The sequence below is a fragment of the Clostridioides sp. ES-S-0108-01 genome (assembly GCF_020662285.1).
In the GTDB taxonomy this organism is placed as follows: Bacteria; Bacillota; Clostridia; order Peptostreptococcales; family Peptostreptococcaceae; genus Clostridioides.
Genome location: NZ_JADGMN010000010.1, coordinates 32,602 through 48,050, shown reverse-complemented (window position 1 = coordinate 48,050; position 15,449 = coordinate 32,602). Strand labels below are relative to the sequence as shown.

At 25.2% G+C, this 15,449-nt stretch carries 33 protein-coding genes; all 33 read left to right on the top strand.

Annotation, left to right across the window (positions count from 1 at the left end; translation table 11 throughout):
* Positions 1-53 precede the first annotated feature (53 nt).
* Positions 54-392, top strand: coding sequence for a hypothetical protein (locus tag IR152_RS10890; protein WP_227451889.1), 339 nt, complete (start codon positions 54-56; stop codon positions 390-392).
* Positions 393-565: 173 nt separating this feature from the next.
* A complete protein-coding gene (locus IR152_RS10885) occupies positions 566-1,081 on the top strand; it encodes a hypothetical protein (protein WP_227451887.1) in 516 nt (171 codons plus the stop codon).
* A 175-nt stretch (positions 1,082-1,256) separates the two neighbouring features.
* Positions 1,257-1,499: a hypothetical protein gene (locus IR152_RS10880; protein ID WP_227451885.1), complete on the top strand. Its 243-nt coding sequence runs from the start codon at positions 1,257-1,259 to the stop codon at positions 1,497-1,499.
* Between the two features lie 122 nt (positions 1,500-1,621).
* Positions 1,622-2,218 (top strand): RNA 2'-phosphotransferase, encoded by a 597-nt coding sequence (locus IR152_RS10875; RefSeq protein ID WP_413927491.1) that lies wholly within the window; start codon positions 1,622-1,624, stop codon positions 2,216-2,218.
* Positions 2,219-2,344: 126 nt separating this feature from the next.
* Positions 2,345-2,575 carry a hypothetical protein gene (locus IR152_RS10870; protein ID WP_227451883.1) on the top strand — a complete coding sequence of 77 codons (231 nt, stop codon included), beginning with the start codon at positions 2,345-2,347 and terminating at the stop codon, positions 2,573-2,575.
* 37 nt (positions 2,576-2,612) lie between these two features.
* Positions 2,613-3,002 (top strand): hypothetical protein, encoded by a 390-nt coding sequence (locus IR152_RS10865; protein WP_227451882.1) that lies wholly within the window; start codon positions 2,613-2,615, stop codon positions 3,000-3,002.
* Between the two features lie 59 nt (positions 3,003-3,061).
* Positions 3,062-3,382 carry a hypothetical protein gene (locus IR152_RS10860; RefSeq protein WP_227451879.1) on the top strand — a complete coding sequence of 107 codons (321 nt, stop codon included), beginning with the start codon at positions 3,062-3,064 and terminating at the stop codon, positions 3,380-3,382.
* Between the two features lie 30 nt (positions 3,383-3,412).
* Complete coding sequence (locus tag IR152_RS10855) at positions 3,413-3,598, top strand: hypothetical protein (protein WP_227451878.1); 186 nt, start codon at positions 3,413-3,415, stop codon at positions 3,596-3,598.
* A 54-nt stretch (positions 3,599-3,652) separates the two neighbouring features.
* Positions 3,653-4,936 carry a hypothetical protein gene (locus tag IR152_RS10850; RefSeq protein WP_227451876.1) on the top strand — a complete coding sequence of 428 codons (1,284 nt, stop codon included), beginning with the start codon at positions 3,653-3,655 and terminating at the stop codon, positions 4,934-4,936.
* 225 nt (positions 4,937-5,161) lie between these two features.
* A complete protein-coding gene (locus IR152_RS10845) occupies positions 5,162-5,329 on the top strand; it encodes a hypothetical protein (RefSeq protein WP_227451874.1) in 168 nt (55 codons plus the stop codon).
* A gap of 86 nt (positions 5,330-5,415) precedes the next feature.
* The gene (nrdG, locus tag IR152_RS10840) at positions 5,416-5,913 is read left to right on the top strand and encodes an anaerobic ribonucleoside-triphosphate reductase activating protein (RefSeq protein WP_227451872.1); all 498 of its coding nucleotides are present in this window, start codon (positions 5,416-5,418) and stop codon (positions 5,911-5,913) included.
* A gap of 34 nt (positions 5,914-5,947) precedes the next feature.
* The gene (locus tag IR152_RS20030; RefSeq protein WP_255624754.1) at positions 5,948-6,079 is read left to right on the top strand and encodes a hypothetical protein; all 132 of its coding nucleotides are present in this window, start codon (positions 5,948-5,950) and stop codon (positions 6,077-6,079) included.
* A 186-nt stretch (positions 6,080-6,265) separates the two neighbouring features.
* Complete coding sequence (locus IR152_RS10835; RefSeq protein WP_227451871.1) at positions 6,266-6,460, top strand: hypothetical protein; 195 nt, start codon at positions 6,266-6,268, stop codon at positions 6,458-6,460.
* 85 nt (positions 6,461-6,545) lie between these two features.
* The gene (locus IR152_RS10830; protein WP_227451869.1) at positions 6,546-7,082 is read left to right on the top strand and encodes a hypothetical protein; all 537 of its coding nucleotides are present in this window, start codon (positions 6,546-6,548) and stop codon (positions 7,080-7,082) included.
* 14 nt (positions 7,083-7,096) lie between these two features.
* Complete coding sequence (locus IR152_RS10825; RefSeq protein WP_227451867.1) at positions 7,097-7,465, top strand: hypothetical protein; 369 nt, start codon at positions 7,097-7,099, stop codon at positions 7,463-7,465.
* A gap of 44 nt (positions 7,466-7,509) precedes the next feature.
* A complete protein-coding gene (locus tag IR152_RS10820; RefSeq protein WP_227451865.1) occupies positions 7,510-7,815 on the top strand; it encodes a hypothetical protein in 306 nt (101 codons plus the stop codon).
* Positions 7,816-8,080: 265 nt separating this feature from the next.
* On the top strand, positions 8,081-8,527 hold the full coding sequence (locus tag IR152_RS10815) for a hypothetical protein (protein ID WP_227451863.1): 447 nt from the start codon (positions 8,081-8,083) through the stop codon (positions 8,525-8,527).
* Between the two features lie 66 nt (positions 8,528-8,593).
* Positions 8,594-9,037 (top strand): hypothetical protein, encoded by a 444-nt coding sequence (locus IR152_RS10810; RefSeq protein ID WP_227451861.1) that lies wholly within the window; start codon positions 8,594-8,596, stop codon positions 9,035-9,037.
* Between the two features lie 37 nt (positions 9,038-9,074).
* Positions 9,075-9,542, top strand: coding sequence for a hypothetical protein (locus tag IR152_RS10805; protein WP_227451858.1), 468 nt, complete (start codon positions 9,075-9,077; stop codon positions 9,540-9,542).
* Positions 9,543-9,570: 28 nt separating this feature from the next.
* Positions 9,571-10,212 carry an RtcB family protein gene (locus IR152_RS20460; protein ID WP_413927490.1) on the top strand — a complete coding sequence of 214 codons (642 nt, stop codon included), beginning with the start codon at positions 9,571-9,573 and terminating at the stop codon, positions 10,210-10,212.
* A gap of 11 nt (positions 10,213-10,223) precedes the next feature.
* Positions 10,224-10,823, top strand: a complete 600-nt coding sequence (locus IR152_RS20455) for an RtcB family protein (protein ID WP_413927489.1) — start codon at positions 10,224-10,226, stop codon at positions 10,821-10,823.
* Positions 10,824-10,862: 39 nt separating this feature from the next.
* Positions 10,863-11,264, top strand: a complete 402-nt coding sequence (locus IR152_RS10795) for a hypothetical protein (protein ID WP_227451857.1) — start codon at positions 10,863-10,865, stop codon at positions 11,262-11,264.
* Positions 11,265-11,291: 27 nt separating this feature from the next.
* A complete protein-coding gene (locus IR152_RS10790; RefSeq protein WP_227451856.1) occupies positions 11,292-12,260 on the top strand; it encodes a hypothetical protein in 969 nt (322 codons plus the stop codon).
* Positions 12,261-12,294: 34 nt separating this feature from the next.
* Positions 12,295-12,465 carry a hypothetical protein gene (locus IR152_RS10785; RefSeq protein ID WP_227451855.1) on the top strand — a complete coding sequence of 57 codons (171 nt, stop codon included), beginning with the start codon at positions 12,295-12,297 and terminating at the stop codon, positions 12,463-12,465.
* Positions 12,466-12,555: 90 nt separating this feature from the next.
* Positions 12,556-12,828, top strand: a complete 273-nt coding sequence (locus tag IR152_RS10780) for a hypothetical protein (RefSeq protein ID WP_227451854.1) — start codon at positions 12,556-12,558, stop codon at positions 12,826-12,828.
* Positions 12,829-12,981: 153 nt separating this feature from the next.
* Positions 12,982-13,422 (top strand): DUF5662 family protein, encoded by a 441-nt coding sequence (locus IR152_RS10775; RefSeq protein ID WP_227451853.1) that lies wholly within the window; start codon positions 12,982-12,984, stop codon positions 13,420-13,422.
* A 26-nt stretch (positions 13,423-13,448) separates the two neighbouring features.
* Positions 13,449-13,592, top strand: coding sequence for a hypothetical protein (locus tag IR152_RS10770; protein ID WP_227451852.1), 144 nt, complete (start codon positions 13,449-13,451; stop codon positions 13,590-13,592).
* A 1-nt stretch (position 13,593) separates the two neighbouring features.
* Positions 13,594-13,770 carry a hypothetical protein gene (locus IR152_RS10765; RefSeq protein WP_227451851.1) on the top strand — a complete coding sequence of 59 codons (177 nt, stop codon included), beginning with the start codon at positions 13,594-13,596 and terminating at the stop codon, positions 13,768-13,770.
* A gap of 19 nt (positions 13,771-13,789) precedes the next feature.
* Positions 13,790-14,080: a hypothetical protein gene (locus tag IR152_RS10760; protein ID WP_227451850.1), complete on the top strand. Its 291-nt coding sequence runs from the start codon at positions 13,790-13,792 to the stop codon at positions 14,078-14,080.
* A gap of 27 nt (positions 14,081-14,107) precedes the next feature.
* On the top strand, positions 14,108-14,302 hold the full coding sequence (locus tag IR152_RS10755; RefSeq protein WP_227451849.1) for a hypothetical protein: 195 nt from the start codon (positions 14,108-14,110) through the stop codon (positions 14,300-14,302).
* A gap of 40 nt (positions 14,303-14,342) precedes the next feature.
* Positions 14,343-14,570: a hypothetical protein gene (locus tag IR152_RS10750; protein WP_227451848.1), complete on the top strand. Its 228-nt coding sequence runs from the start codon at positions 14,343-14,345 to the stop codon at positions 14,568-14,570.
* Between the two features lie 55 nt (positions 14,571-14,625).
* Positions 14,626-15,078 carry a hypothetical protein gene (locus tag IR152_RS10745; protein ID WP_107612896.1) on the top strand — a complete coding sequence of 151 codons (453 nt, stop codon included), beginning with the start codon at positions 14,626-14,628 and terminating at the stop codon, positions 15,076-15,078.
* A 100-nt stretch (positions 15,079-15,178) separates the two neighbouring features.
* A complete protein-coding gene (locus tag IR152_RS10740; protein ID WP_227451847.1) occupies positions 15,179-15,448 on the top strand; it encodes a DUF5052 domain-containing protein in 270 nt (89 codons plus the stop codon).
* The last annotated feature ends 1 nt before the right edge of the window (position 15,449 follow it).

Genomic DNA, 15,449 nt, shown 5'->3' with positions numbered 1-15,449 from the left:
AACTGTTCGATATGTTATAATATAAATATATATAGGTTGGAGAGGAGAATCAGATGAGCATAATAAAAGCAACAAATAAATTCAAAGGTAATACATTAGAAAAGAATACACAACGACTTGAGATGATAAGAAAGACAAAAGAAGATGTTAATTTATCAGTTGAAATTAAAAAGTTTACAGATTATGTAGTAAAACATAATGTATATGAGATTCAATACATGATAGAGAACATACTTTTTTTTGAAATAATACCAATAGATATTATAGATAAATACATAAATAAATTAAATAAATATGAAGATATAGAAAATGATTTTGAAGAAGTTTATATATTAAAAGCAGAAAATGGATTCAGAAGAACTGTGGATTATTTGGTGAGAAGAGTACAATGATTAAAGTTGTTTTGTATAAAAGAATTAAGCTATTCTAAGCTATTATTAAATCTTAGAATAGCTAATAGAATATATTATGAATTTACATTTTAATAAAATTAACAAATAAATAAAATGCAAAATTATAAACAAGAATATTTTTAGAATAAGAAAGTGTATAGGAGGAATTAAAAATGAGTGGAATGGTAGTTAGATGTATAAATAGTAGAGTACAGCTGCTAGATGAAAAAAGTAGAATTATAAAATCAAATTTTATAATAGCTTTATGGGTTAATCATTCTATGAGTCAAGTTAGAAAAATACAAGCTAAAAAAGGTAAAAATAATTTTGTAAGTATGAATTATAGAATTAAAGATAGAGCTGTTGAACAAATGTTGAAGACTAACATGCTAAATATAAAAATATACAAACCAATATGTAAAAACAATTTTAAGTGGCTTTATGTTTTAAGTATGAAAGAGGAAGGACTTAAATTTGAACTTGTAGTACCATATAATAACTTTAAAAAAATAATTGAAATTCCACATGAACAATTAGAAGAAACAAATATACATAAAGATAATTTTTATATAGATGGATACCTATTAAAAGATTATAACTATAGTTGGTGTAGCCTTAAGTTTTCTAATGAAAACGTTGAAAAATCAAGATTAAAATTAATAGAAAAACTAAAAGAAGCTTCAATATAATAATAAAAAAGAAGTGGAGAAATAATTAAATGAAAGAGTATCAATTTAACTTACTGGAAAAGATTTGTACTTAAAGAAAAGTATACAAGAGATTTTTAGAATAATTGGAAAATGTGGTTGTAGTAATAAATGTAATAAGAAAAATTGTAAGATTCTAGAAAAACTATAAGGAAGTATGTGTGTGGAGAATAAAGTTGAATTAACACAGGAAGATATAAAAAACACTTTAGTTGCTTTAAATACTATTAAATATATTTGTACAAAGTCTAAACACTGTAAAAATTGTCCTCTTGGATATATGGAAGATTTAGATGAATATAATTGTATGTTATATAAATTAATGGAAAATGATTTATTGCCAGTTGACTGGCAAATAAAACAAGTTTCAAGATTATTAGATGCAACAGTTAACCAATAAAAAACTTAAAGGAGAGTTCAAAATGAAAGAAGAGCCAGTAAAAGTAAAAAAATGTGAATGTGGTGGAGATATATATGAACTTAATACAAAGATAGGTATTATATATCAATGTAAAAATTGTGGTGAAATGTATAAATAGTGCTAAAATATTAGTTAAAGAAGATGAGGTGAAATCAATGAGTAAAAAAGATAATTTATCTGTATTTATCAGTTTAATATTAAGGCACAAACCAGAAACCATTGGAATTAAACTAGATAACTATGGGTATGCAGATGTTAATGAATTGATTGGAAATATAAATAGTACTGGAAGAAATATTAATATGGAAATCCTTGAGCAAATAGTTAAAGAAGATGATAAGCAAAGGTACAGTTTTAATGATGATAGAAGCAAGATTAGAGCAAATCAAGGGCATTCAATTAATGTTGATGTTGAATTGAAAGAATTAGAACCACCAAAATATCTTTACCATGGAACAGCTACTAGATTTTTAGATAATATTAAAAATGAAGGCATTATTAAACAAAATAGACTGTATGTACATTTATCAAATGATATAGATACAGCTGCTAAAGTTGGGAAAAGGCATGGTGTACCTGTAGTTTTAAAAATTAACACAGGCAAAATGTATGAAAATGGTTATAAGTTTTACTTATCTGAAAACAATATTTGGTTATGTGAGTATATACCATTTGAATATGTAGAGATTTTTGAGTAGTTAAATAAAATTATAGAAAATAGGAGGTTATTGAATGGATTTCAACTTTAGAAAGATTTGTGAAAGAGATGAACTTACTGATGATTTTATGGTAAAAATTTAGAATTTGAATTTAATAAAAATGAAGTGTTTTTAACTGGAAATGCTAATGATAGAGAAGAAAAAAAGTTTCTTATGCTTTGTGAAGAAAATAAGGTTTGTGTCAGATGTGGAGATGAATTAAGAGAGGGGTGGGATAGGGTAGGCATAGAATTATGTAGTAAATGTTATGAAATATTAGATACTGAGTATAAAAATAAAAGGATAATTAGAGAATTATTTTTTAGAGATAGAAATATGAATATAGAGTTACTTTAAGAAATATATAAGAAAAATAAATAGAGGAGGAGTTTATATGAAAGATGTTTGGTTATATAGTTGGGATGACGAATGTTTTAGAAGCGATGAATACGAAAGTAAAGAAGAGGCTGTTGAGGCAGCTAAGGAAGAACTTAAGAGGCTCGGAGAGATTAAACGATGGGTTTATATTGGGAAAAAAGAAGACGCTTATATTCCCGGCATAGATGCAGAAAACATACTAGATTATGTTCAAGATAGAATTGATGACGAATACGGAGAGTATGGAGAAGATTGGTTTGAAAATATACGTGCTGAAGACATATTAATACTAGAGAGTAGGATAAGCGAAGTATTTAAAAAATGGATAGATGACTTTAAATATAAACCATATTGGTTTGCTGTTAGAGATATAGAAGAAATAGAACTAAAAAATGCTGTCAATTAAAACTAGTATTTTCAGTGATGACAACAGTATGACAAGAATAATGAGTATATAAAGGAGTGATGTTTATTAAAAGTTTTAGATGTATATTCAGACATAAGTTTTCAAGGATAAAAGATTGTCAATTAATTACAACAAGGAGTCAGCAATATACTTGTAAAATTTGGATGTGTAAATATTGTGGACAAATTGTGGCTGGTTCAACTCCTGTTTATCATCCTAATATGAAAGTCAATGAGTATTGTATAAAGTGTGAGCTTTTAGCATGTGCAAATAATTATGAAGGATATTGTAACTCTAAAGATAAAGAAATTGAATTTAAGTCTATTTGCTTAGAAGGTAATAAAGAGATTTTGCAGTGTAAAAATTTTGATTTGGAATAAAATTTAAATTGAATAGGAGGATTTTAAAATATGAAAATAAATGTACATGTTAAAACTAATAAAGTTGGTTCAGACTGTGAGCTGGAGATTGAAATAGATGATGATGATTTAAAAGATATGTCTGATGAAGAGAGAGAGGATTATATAGATAAAATTGCATGGGATTATGTTTTTGAAAATTTTATAGATTGGAATTGGTATAAGGTTGAAGGTTAAATTAAAACAAATGTTTTAATATGATTTTACCTAGTAGGCACAAGGAGGTTTTTAATGAAAGAGCTTTTAGAAGTAAAAAAAATATTTGATAGTTTAGCAGCTACATCTAGTAGAAAAGAAAAAGAGAGAATATTAGAAAAATATAAAAATAATAGAATGTTTGTTGAATGTTTACAATTTCTGTTAGACCAATATGTTGTAACTGGAATATCTAAAAAGAAAATATCTAAATCGTTGAATAATATTAATTATAATAATTTAAATGATATATATGATATGATTGATTATCTAATTGAAAATAATACAGGGAGAGATACTGACATTAAAACTATACAAGTATTTGCGACTCAAAATGAAGAATTGAAAAAATTTATAATTGGATTAGCTACAAAATCAATTAAATTAGGTTTGACATCCAAAACTGCAAATAAAATAATGCCAGGAGTTTTAAGAGAATTTGGAGTAATGTTGGCAGAAAATTATGATAAAAATAAAGACAAACTTGATAACAAAGAATTTATTTTAACAACCAAATTAGATGGAACAAGAATAATAGTAATTAAGGATAAAAGCTACATTAAAATATTTAGTAGACAAGGGCAGATAATAGAAAACTTAATTGATATAGAGAAAGACTTTATTAAAATGCCTTCGGGAGTTTATGATGGAGAACTACTTGCAGAAGGTATCTATAAAGATTCTAAAGAGCGATTTAAAGATACTTTAAAAAGATGCAGAGTCAAAGGTATTAAAACTGGGTTAAAGATGGTTTGTTATGACTATATTCAAAATATAAATGACTTTTATGCAGGAGAAGATAAAACACCATGTTATATTAGAAAAAATAAACTTGAAAGGATATTTAAAAAACTTATCAATGAACTAAAATATGTTGAATATTTAAAACCATTATATCAAGGTAAAGATGTTAGAATGATTAATAAATATTTAAGTGAAATGATATCCAATAATGAAGAGGGGGTAATGATTAATATATCTAATGAATCATATCAATGTAAACGTGTAAAAAGCTTACTTAAAGTAAAAGTGTTTAATACATGTGATATAAGATGTATCGCTATAGAGGAAGGCGATGGTAAATACAAGGGTTTGTTAGACAATATAATATGTGATTACAAAGGATATAGATTAGGAGTTGGCTCTGGATTTACAGATGAACAACGCAAGTATTATTTTATTAATCAAAATAAGATATTAGGACGAGTTATAGAAGTAAAATTTTTCGAGGAAACCAATAATGAAAAAGGTGAACTATCCTTAAGATTTCCTGTTTTTATAAGAGTTAGAGAGGAAGGTAAAGAAGTTTCATATTCTTAAAAAGATATATACAAGGTATTTAATTGTGCGAATATAAATAATAAAATCATAAACTAAATAAAATGCAAAATAATCGTTGAAATAAATAAAGAATTATGTTATTATTATAAATAAGGAAGAGGAACTAAATATAATATGTTAAGAATATAAACTAAATAAAATACAAAATTATATAGGTATAAATATATGGGATGGGATAGGATTTATTTTGCAAAAAATAAAGATATGGAAAATTTTCATATAGGTAATAGTAATAGAATTGGTTTTAAGACATTAGGAGGCTTGAAAAGTTCATTAGAACTTAAAAATAAAAATATTGAACAATATAATTTATATTATATAGATTTAAATTTTAATATTTATAAATTTGTAAACTGGGAAAAGGTAGAATAGTTAAAGGAGAGAGTTATGAAAACAATAAAACCCACAGAATAGCTGGAATAATGCAAAACTAGCTGAGTTAAAAGATAGGGTCACACATGGATAAAAATTATATTTATATTTTAGATATAAAACATGACACAATTGTTGATGGAGAAGGGTTTAGAACATCTATTTATTGTTCTGGATGTAACCATATGTGTAGAGGCTGCCACAATCCTCAATCTTGGGATATAAAAAATGGAACTTTAACTAAAGTGTTAGATATTTATAAGGAAATCATTTCAAATACATTTTCAGATGTAACATTTTCAGGAGGAGACCCACTTCTACAACTACAAGGATTTGTTCATTTAGCTAAATTAATTAAAAAGAATACAAACAAAACAATATGGTGTTATACAGGTTTTAAGTTTGAAGAACTCATAACAGACAATGAAAAGCTAGAATTGTTAAAATTAATAGATGTTCTTGTAGATGGAAAATTTGAAGAAGATAAAAAATCTTTAGAGTTGATTTTTAAAGGTTCATCAAATCAAAGGATAATTGATGTTCAAGAAACATTAGATAAAAAACAAATAGTATTATATGAATAAGGGAGGCTTAACCCTCTCTTTGGAGGTGATTGTTATGACCAAAGAAGAATTTAGTGGTAAATTTCTTAAAGAGCAACATAAGAGAAAAAAGGTTTTATATTATGAAGTTGAAAATTTCAAGATGGATAGAAGGTTTCATGAGAGGAGAAAGTCTAGGAGGCATTAAAATATTTCTTTTAATATAAGGAGGAAAGTAGATATATGTATTTTGAAACAGATATTATAAAAAATAAGAATGCTGTAAATAAAATAATAAAATATTGTGGGGGAAATACTGAAAAATTAGAAGATTTGGTTAAAAGAAATAGAAAATAAAAATATCAATAGTTTAGAAGAATTAAGAGAATATCCATTGAAAAGAAATTATATATTTATGTTTTCAAAAGAAGAAGCTCCTAATTTAAATAAACTTATAAAAATAAAGTTAAGAGAGAATTATTTAGAAAAACATGAGATTTGTAGTTTAGAAAATCTCTTAAGTATATTAAATGATGAGATTGTAGATTTAAGTAAAAGTGATATATCTTATGAAGATAATATTGAATGAATTGAGAATTGTAAAAAAGAATTAATTAAATTAAAGGTGGGGAGTATTTGTATAGACTGGTAGGAAAAATTAAAGGAGTGATATTGTGAGATTTTGGTGTGAGAATTGCAATAAATATTTCGATAGAGAAGAAACATTGCAAGAATATAATTATTTTTTGAATGAAGAGATAATGATATGCCCTAGTTGTAAAAAGGATTTAATACCTATAAATAGAAAAACAGAATTATCATTAGGTTTTGATAGTGATACGAACCAATTAACTTATGTTGAATATGATTCTAGTGATTATAGTTTACTTAGAAAGGTAAATGCAGATGTTGAAGATGTAGTAAAACCTATAATACATTACATAAAAAGTTTAAATAAAAAGAGTTTAGATTTAAATGGGATTACAATAACAATGAATGGCAATAGAGAAGGAAAAAGACTTGATGGATTAAACCATGAAGAAGGATTAATCATGGATAATTTAATAAATGCATGGAATGTTTTTTATAAATTAAAAAGACAACATCCTTCTGAATTAGGAGATTTTAAAAATGCTATACATCAAGCCCAACAAATACTAGGATTAAGAGTTCTAAGAAATGATTATCCAGAAGGATGGATTAAAAAATAATAAGGAGTGATGATATGTCTACAAAAAGTATATTAAAAAACATAGATATAAAAGATGAAAATTCAGCAGAAAAACTAATATCAGCTTTAGAAGAATCAGAAGATAAACAATATTTAGATAATAAAGTTTTAAAGTTATATTACATTGCAGAAGAATTAATTCATGAAGGGAAATTTGTACATTTGTATATGCATAGAGTTTGTACTGAAAAAGAAGCTAAAGATTGGGCAGATAGAATGAAAAAAGAGTCTATTGAACAATTAAAAATATCTGAAGAAGATATAGATTATTTATGGTATGAAGCAGTTGATGTAGTTGAAGGAAATTATTATTTAGATAAATATAAAATAAATATATCTAAATTAAATATTATAAATAAGTAAAATTAATGAAAAAGATATAACATTGTATCAAAAGGAGGTTTTAAATGACTAAATACAAAATAAAAGCTGGAGATAATCTTATAATTCATCAATCTAAAAAACAGAATATTAATTTGATTCTAGTTCTAGAAGATGATATTACAAGGCGGATGGTAGAAAAAGCTCTAAAAGTAATTGAAGAAGGGGAATATTATGCTTCTATTGAAGCAGCAATCTTAAATATTGGAGAAGTAGAATTAAAAAATGTTACACTAACAATATTTGAAAGTGGGAAAATTATTCTGAGGAATGAAGATATCGAAATATCTGGATATTATGAAGTGAATAGAGGAGAAAGTAAAGAAAACTAATTAAAAGAAAATACTGGTATAAATTAAATAATTTATGTCGACTAATCATCTTAAAGTTGATATAATATATAAAAATTTTAAGTTGATATAGGAGAGCTAATATGAAAATATTTAATAATAGCCCAATAAAAAAAGATGGAACTATAGGAAAAGCTAAAAGAAATTTATATGGAAATATGAGATACATAGTTATTCAATATTAAATCTTTAAAACTATTTGAATTATATTAAAAGATAGATTCTAATAAAAAAGGAGGATTAGTTTATGAAAATAAAGAAAATAATTTTAGGATTAGAGAACTTAGAGAGTGTAGAGTTAGGTATTGGAGATGTAGGGGCGTTTTATTTAGATAATATACATGAAACTATTGGAGGATTTGCTTTGAATTATATAGGTAAATGCAAGAATGCAGATTATTTACATATACAAATACATAAACGTGTTGATGAAATTCAAAGATTGAATGATTATAAGGATATTACAAATGTAAAGATAGAATACGAAAACGGAAGTGTAGAGTATATATATGTACCTTGGAAGAAAGAAGGGGATTTCTTGGGTGCAGATAATCTTTATCAAACTTCTTTTATTAGTAAACGAGGTTATTTACATATAGTTGTCTCTAAGGATAAAACAGTAGAAGAAGTCTTCAATGAAGAATTTAAAGATGATGAAGAGGTAGAATTTAGTTTTAAAATGTATGGAATATAAAAGTAACTAAAACAACAGTTTTAACCGGAATATAAATTTTAAAATGAAAGGAAAGGAACAAATATAATGAGTTCTTTTAAGAAGTCGATAAAATCAGAGGATACAAAAAAATTAAATGATAAAACAATAAAACCCTCAGAAAGAATCTTTAAGTATGAAATAAAAGCTAAGGAAAATATATTGTATCTTGGCTCGGAATTATTCGTTTATGAAGAAGATGCTGGGAAGTTATTCTTAAAAAAAACTGTATTGCTGTATAATAAAATACTTAAGAAGCTTGTTAATGATTATATTTATAGATTTGGCTTTGGAGAAAGTGGAATTATTAGAATGTATGATGATTTAGAGGAATGTATTATGATTTTAATAAAAAATAAAATAGTAGAGCAATATTCTAAAAATAGTGAGATTAAAGAAATGAGACAAGAAATAATAAAACTTGAAAGAAAAGGCGATGTTGTTATAGATGTCCAGGGTTTTAATAGGGAAAGCACATATATAAAAAAATAAAATTAAACTATAAAATTTAATAGGTGAGGGGATATATATGGGATTAGATTTAGGTTTTTATTCAATAAAAACAAAAGTTACAGATTTAGATACTTACTTAAATAAAACAAGAATACAAAAGTATCAAGAATTAAATAAGAATGAAGACGAATTTTATAAATTTGAAGAATTATTAGATATTGACATAGCTTTAGAAGACTGGGCAATTATTCGTATGATATATAAAGCTAAGTGGGAAAAGGGTTATGAAAGTTATGAAGATGAAGCCATACTTATTACAAAAGAAGATTTGGAAGATTATATAATCCCTTTTCTTAAACAAAAAGATATAAATTCTAGAATATATAATAAGGATACAGAATATTATTATAAAAACGACAAAAAAGTAACGGTTGATGACAGATATACACAAGATTTTTGGGATTTAGTATTAAAAGAATTTCAAAAAATGTTAAATATAATTGATTTTGAAAATCATAGTTTAGTTATTATGTACTGGTATTAAAATACAGGTTTTAAAAGGAGAATAATAAATGGAGGTTCAAGGAAAATATAACAAAGCTAAAATATTTACAGAGAATGTAGATTCGATAACAATAGGACAAATAATAAATTTATGTAATCAAAAGGAATTTAAAGAATCCAGTATAAGAATTATGCCTGATTGTCATGCTGGTAAAGGATGTACAATAGGAACAACAATGACTATAAGTGATAAAGTAGTGCCAAATCTGGTAGGGGTGGATATAGGTTGTGGAATGGCTACTATTCCATTAGAAAAATATATTAATAATATAAATTATACAAAATTAGATAAGATTATAAGAGATTATATTCCTCATGGATTTAAAATACATAATAAGTCAAGAGAAAAACTATTAAAGAATTTATTTAATATAGACATAAATAATCTTAAATGCGAGGTGAATAAAAATAGAGCATATATGTCGTTAGGAACTTTAGGTGGAGGCAATCACTTTATAGAAGTTGATAAAAGTGAAAAAGGTCAGATGTATCTTACTGTTCATACAGGTTCAAGAAATTTAGGAAAACAAATAGCTGATTATTACCAAGACAAAGCTATAAAATATTGTGTTGAAAAATATAAAAAGTCATATGATGATGCAAAAGAGTTTTTAATATCTACTCTAAAAAAGACAATAAAGAACATTTGATAAATAAATATTTGAAAGACCTTAGTGACAGAAAATTGAATAAGCCACATGATGATTTATGTTATTTAGAAAATGATTTAATGGAAGATTATTTACATGATATGAGTATAGCTCAAAAATACGCTGCTGTAAATAGAATGGTTATAATTGCGGATATATTGTTTAAATATAACAGCCTAGATGTAAATTATGACCATTTTATAAGAGATATTAAATGTGATGTTATAGAATGTATTCATAACTATATAGATATGGATAGTAAAATACTTAGAAAAGGAGCAATTTCTGCGAATAAAGATGAAACAGTAATAATTCCAATAAACATGAGAGATGGGATTATATTAGGAAAAGGTAAAGGTAATTCTGAGTGGAATTATTCAGCACCACATGGAGCAGGAAGAATTTTATCAAGAGGAAAAGCTAAAGAAAAAATATCTTTAGATGAATTTGAAGAATCTATGAAAGAAATATTTACAACTTGTGTAGGTCAATCAACACTAGATGAAGCACCACAAGCATACAAACCTATAGAGGACATCTTAAACAATATAGGAGATACTATTGAGATAATGGAGGTGTTAAAACCAGTTTATAATTTTAAAAGTAATTAAAATGAAAAATTTAATAGATGAATTTAGGAGGAAATACTAATGGGAATGTATACAGAGTTTGTATGTGCGATTGAATTAAAAAAGGATACGCCGAAAGAAGTTATTAATATATTAAATAACATGATAGAAGGAGAAGATAGATATGATATTACACCACCTCATCCATTCTTTGAATGTCGTAGATGGAGATGGTTATTTATAATGGATAGCTATTCTTTCTCAGGTAGGAGCAATACGATGTTTGAGTATGACGATATAGCAAAAACACATTATTTAACTATTAGAAGTAACTTAAAAAATTATGATGATGAAATAAATAAATTTTTAAATTGGATAAAACCATATATACAAATACATTGTGAAGACGATGAATTTTTAGGATATAGTCGATATGAAGAATGTCGTAATCCAGAATTAATTTATTATAATGAAATACAATAAAAGCTTAATTTTAAATGGAGGGTAATTATGATGAATATTTACATGGTAAAAACAAATAAGGAATGTTTTATATCTGATTGTGAGGTATTTCAAGGGTATGGTTATGACTATCATAGAACCAAGCTAACTAATATATATTTTGATGGAGAGAAACCAAAAGAAACATACTGTAAAAATTGGTATGTTATAGATAAATATCCAGAAAGAATTGAAACTAAATTAATAGAATATACAAATAAAAGATATGAACTTAATAACAAAAATATGGAATGTGAAAAGTTTCCTAAAACAATAAATGTAGAAGACATAGATAAATTTGATTTTGAAATACGTGAATTTTATACTTTTCAAAAAGATGAACTTCCTCCTAAATTAGTTGAAGTAGAAAATGTAAAAATAGAAGTAATTATGGAATTAGATAGTTTTGAAATGCCAAATAAGATAGAATATGAGGCTAATGGTGTTAAAGAAAACTATAAAAATAGTTCTGTATATAAAATAACAAATGCAGATGTAAAACATCAGTTATTAGATAAAATAATTTTTCCAGAACTAATGTTATCATCAAGACCATGCAAATTAACTTCAAAACAAATGTTTGATATAACAAGACAATATATAAAAGAGAATATAGATTTAAGTAAAGCTAAAATAACATCTGATTATGATTTCTGTTTTACTGTTAAAAAAATAGTACCATTATTAACGCCAGAAAAAATAACTTATCAAAATGTTTTTGCAAAAACTAAAAAAGAACGTAATAAGATTAATTTTAAGATTAAAGAATATAAAGAAGTAAAAATATTTTCAATGACGCACAACCAATGTAATTATGATGGATATACTGCAATAGATGCTATGTATGCAAATAATGAGAATGAATTAAAAGAGAAAGTTGATACATGGTTAAAAGGGGTTGTAGATGCAATTAATAAACCATTAGAATCATGCCCTCATTGTAATGGGACAGGGTATATAGACGATATAAAAAAATAAAGATTGAAAATATATAAAAGGGGATTGTAAAAATATGAAAATAAAAATATATACAAATAGTAATTATTATGAATTAGTAAAAGATGTAAATGATGTTTTATCTACATATAGAAATGATGATATTTTAAATATTAAATATTCTGGAATTGGAAGTTCAGCACCTTATAGTGTTGATGAATATAGTGCTATGATTATATTTAAATAATTAAAATAGAAGAATTTAAAATAATTAAAGCAAAAGTGATGTTTAAGTGACATAACACTATAAAATCTTAATTTTAAATGGAGGGAAGTTATGAAGTATAGAAAAAAACCAATTATCATCGATGCTAAACCATATAAAGAAGGTTTAGAAGATGGATTTAAATGTATGAGAGATAATTGTATATATGAAAATCAACGACTGAATAAATGTGGTGGATGTAAATTATATAAGCCATATATAAAAACGTTAGAAGGTGACCATTACATTTTAGAGACAGATTTCATAATAACAGGTGTTAAGGGAGAGAGATATCCTTGTAAAAAAGATATATTTGAAATGACATATGAAAGAGTTGAAGATTAATTAAAATGATACTTTTAATGTGAGGTAAAAAATGAAAGAGTTAATGATATATGAACATTATGTAAAATGCTTTAATTGTAATTATGAAGAAAAAGATATTTATATAATTAATCAAGGAGATAAGAAAAATGACTATAATTTATAAAAATTCAAATGGAGATACAAGAACAGCAAAAAAAAGATGTTAGTTTTAAAGAATTTCAAGAGGCAAATGATATGCATATACAAGATGTTAGAAATATTATGAATGAATTAGCTTTAAAATTAATGGTTGCTGGAGTTACACATGATTATACTAAAAAATCTGATGAAAAACTATTTTACAAAAACTTTCTATCAACTATAAATAATAATACAGATTTTGTTGGTGATGAATGGTATCAATTACATATAAAAAATGAAAGACATCATTTATTGTCAAGATGTCCAGAAGATGTTAATCTGATAGATATTTTAGAAATGATAACAGATTGTGTATGTGCTGGTATGGCTAGAAGTGGTAATATAAGACCAATTGAAATAGATGATGATATTTTAAATAAAGCTTTGGTAAATACTACTAAGATGATTAAAAATATGATAACTGTAAAATAAAAATAATAGATGAGGAGATATTTAATATGGATAAAGAAGTTGAAAACTATATAACAGCAGTGAATTATTTACTTGATAACTTAGAATATATGATGGAGGATGAAGACTTCGATAATAGAAAGCTACAGAAAAGAATTGATGTAATTAGAAAATTTGAGGGAGAATTATAAAATGGAAAAGGTAAGAATTGTTAATTATAGAAATGTCTCTGATTTTTTAGTTTGGTTAGGATTTGAATATACAAAAAACGAAGAAGGGAAGTACATATTTAAAAGAGATAGTAAATTTGATAGAGCATGGAAAGATTTACATTACTTAAGAGCTAAATATGATAAAAAGGTAAAATAGTATTTAATTGGAGAGAACTATGGAATATGAAAGAAAAATAAAAAATGGAGAAGTAAATACTGAAGATTATAGGCTTTTTAAGAACATTCAACAAGAAAAAGATAAAGTATATAGATACATAATGGAAGAATTCATAAACTACTTAAAGTTGGAAGATAAAGATTATACTACAGAAATATTAGAAAGATACGCACGATATATTGATGAGAATTTAGACAATCGTTGTCCATATTGTGTATATAATATTTGTAGTGAACACGATAGTTGTTTTGATGGAATACTTGAAAATTTAAAAGAAAAAATTAAATAAAAATAATAGATGGGGGAGATATTTAATATGAAAGATACTAGCAAAAAAATATTTGAAGAAATAAAAAAAGAAATAGAGATATTAGATAAATGTAAAAAACATGAATTTGAAATGATTAGTTTTGGTAAATATAAGTGTTTAAATTGTGATTGTACTGTAAATGGAAATTTTGTAGCAGCTTATAGACAAGGTTATGAACATGGACTTAATGTAATAAAATAAATATTTTAATATGAATTATTTAATAGGGAGTTGAGAATAAGTGGATGAAGTTGAAATAAGATGTCCTTATTGCAATAGTAGTGATGTAGAGTGCATAGATTCTCTAGATTGTGAAATAAATTTTGATGGAGGTGGAGAACATTTGAGATATACCTGCAACAATGAGAGTTGTTATGAAATTTTTTATGTACTAATGATAGTGGATGTTGCTGAAGTTAGCATCGGTAAAGAAAAATGGGGAAAGTATGAAATTATTTATAGTAAATAAATTTATTTTGGGGTAAAGGATTGAAAAATCTAAATAATATTTAAAGGAGATTTAAATGATAAAATATTGTAAAGAAAAGTGGATAAAAAATAAAACAAGATTACATGAGGCATTGTTAGAGTCTGATTTCGTTAATAATAATAGTTACTGTAGTTATGAAGATTTGGTTAAATTATCTGTAAAATATATTTTGAATGACAATATCAACGAAGATGATGAGTGGGATGTAAATAATATAAGTGAAATAGATGATGGAGATTTCCAAGGTACTTTATTATACTTAATACCAAAAAAGATATATCAACCATCAGAAAGAGAATATCTTATGACATATGTTGGTTATGGAAGCTGTGGTGGATGTGATACATTAATAAATATACAAGATGGTGACTCGAAAGATAGCATTGAAGATTATATGTATTTATGTAAAGATATAATATGTAATATTATAAAACCATACAATTTTGGATGGAGAGAAGATGATAGATATAATGTTGTAAATGATTAATCAAAATTTTAATTCTAAGAAATTCATTTAAGCAATTCAAAAAATTCTAAATATATATTCCTATTTACAATTCAATTAAAACTAAAGGAGTGAAATTATATTGAAAAAGTTTTTATTAACGGGGTTATTAGGAACAATATTAATAGGCATGTCTGGGTGTACTGAGATACAGAAAGATTCTAAAAACAACACAGAAGATATAAAGACATCTGTAACAGTAAGTTTATATTCTAATAATGGTGAAATATTAAAAAAATATGCAGATAAAAATATGAAGGTAGATTATAGTAATGGTGGAACTGTAGCGTTATATTTTAGTGATAAAAAAGTAATTATGTGTAATGTTCCAGTTATAATAGAGGAGAATTAAT

Coding starts and splice junctions, on each gene's coding strand:
- IR152_RS20030 (WP_255624754.1), top strand. CDS start 5,948: ATGACCAAAGAAGAATTTAGTGGTAAATTTCTTAAAGAGCAACATAAG.
- IR152_RS10890 (WP_227451889.1), top strand. CDS start 54: ATGAGCATAATAAAAGCAACAAATAAATTCAAAGGTAATACATTAGAA.
- IR152_RS10880 (WP_227451885.1), top strand. CDS start 1,257: ATGTGTGTGGAGAATAAAGTTGAATTAACACAGGAAGATATAAAAAAC.
- nrdG (WP_227451872.1), top strand. CDS start 5,416: ATGGATAAAAATTATATTTATATTTTAGATATAAAACATGACACAATT.
- IR152_RS10780 (WP_227451854.1), top strand. CDS start 12,556: ATGAAGTATAGAAAAAAACCAATTATCATCGATGCTAAACCATATAAA.
- IR152_RS10770 (WP_227451852.1), top strand. CDS start 13,449: ATGGATAAAGAAGTTGAAAACTATATAACAGCAGTGAATTATTTACTT.
- IR152_RS10795 (WP_227451857.1), top strand. CDS start 10,863: ATGGGAATGTATACAGAGTTTGTATGTGCGATTGAATTAAAAAAGGAT.
- IR152_RS10850 (WP_227451876.1), top strand. CDS start 3,653: ATGAAAGAGCTTTTAGAAGTAAAAAAAATATTTGATAGTTTAGCAGCT.
- IR152_RS10785 (WP_227451855.1), top strand. CDS start 12,295: ATGAAAATAAAAATATATACAAATAGTAATTATTATGAATTAGTAAAA.
- IR152_RS10825 (WP_227451867.1), top strand. CDS start 7,097: ATGTCTACAAAAAGTATATTAAAAAACATAGATATAAAAGATGAAAAT.
- IR152_RS10805 (WP_227451858.1), top strand. CDS start 9,075: ATGGGATTAGATTTAGGTTTTTATTCAATAAAAACAAAAGTTACAGAT.
- IR152_RS10790 (WP_227451856.1), top strand. CDS start 11,292: ATGATGAATATTTACATGGTAAAAACAAATAAGGAATGTTTTATATCT.
- IR152_RS10820 (WP_227451865.1), top strand. CDS start 7,510: ATGACTAAATACAAAATAAAAGCTGGAGATAATCTTATAATTCATCAA.
- IR152_RS10860 (WP_227451879.1), top strand. CDS start 3,062: ATGTTTATTAAAAGTTTTAGATGTATATTCAGACATAAGTTTTCAAGG.
- IR152_RS10815 (WP_227451863.1), top strand. CDS start 8,081: ATGAAAATAAAGAAAATAATTTTAGGATTAGAGAACTTAGAGAGTGTA.
- IR152_RS10775 (WP_227451853.1), top strand. CDS start 12,982: ATGGAGATACAAGAACAGCAAAAAAAAGATGTTAGTTTTAAAGAATTT.
- IR152_RS10845 (WP_227451874.1), top strand. CDS start 5,162: ATGGAAAATTTTCATATAGGTAATAGTAATAGAATTGGTTTTAAGACA.
- IR152_RS20460 (WP_413927490.1), top strand. CDS start 9,571: ATGGAGGTTCAAGGAAAATATAACAAAGCTAAAATATTTACAGAGAAT.
- IR152_RS10885 (WP_227451887.1), top strand. CDS start 566: ATGAGTGGAATGGTAGTTAGATGTATAAATAGTAGAGTACAGCTGCTA.
- IR152_RS10810 (WP_227451861.1), top strand. CDS start 8,594: ATGAGTTCTTTTAAGAAGTCGATAAAATCAGAGGATACAAAAAAATTA.
- IR152_RS10865 (WP_227451882.1), top strand. CDS start 2,613: ATGAAAGATGTTTGGTTATATAGTTGGGATGACGAATGTTTTAGAAGC.
- IR152_RS10765 (WP_227451851.1), top strand. CDS start 13,594: ATGGAAAAGGTAAGAATTGTTAATTATAGAAATGTCTCTGATTTTTTA.
- IR152_RS10760 (WP_227451850.1), top strand. CDS start 13,790: ATGGAATATGAAAGAAAAATAAAAAATGGAGAAGTAAATACTGAAGAT.
- IR152_RS10855 (WP_227451878.1), top strand. CDS start 3,413: ATGAAAATAAATGTACATGTTAAAACTAATAAAGTTGGTTCAGACTGT.
- IR152_RS10745 (WP_107612896.1), top strand. CDS start 14,626: ATGATAAAATATTGTAAAGAAAAGTGGATAAAAAATAAAACAAGATTA.
- IR152_RS10755 (WP_227451849.1), top strand. CDS start 14,108: ATGAAAGATACTAGCAAAAAAATATTTGAAGAAATAAAAAAAGAAATA.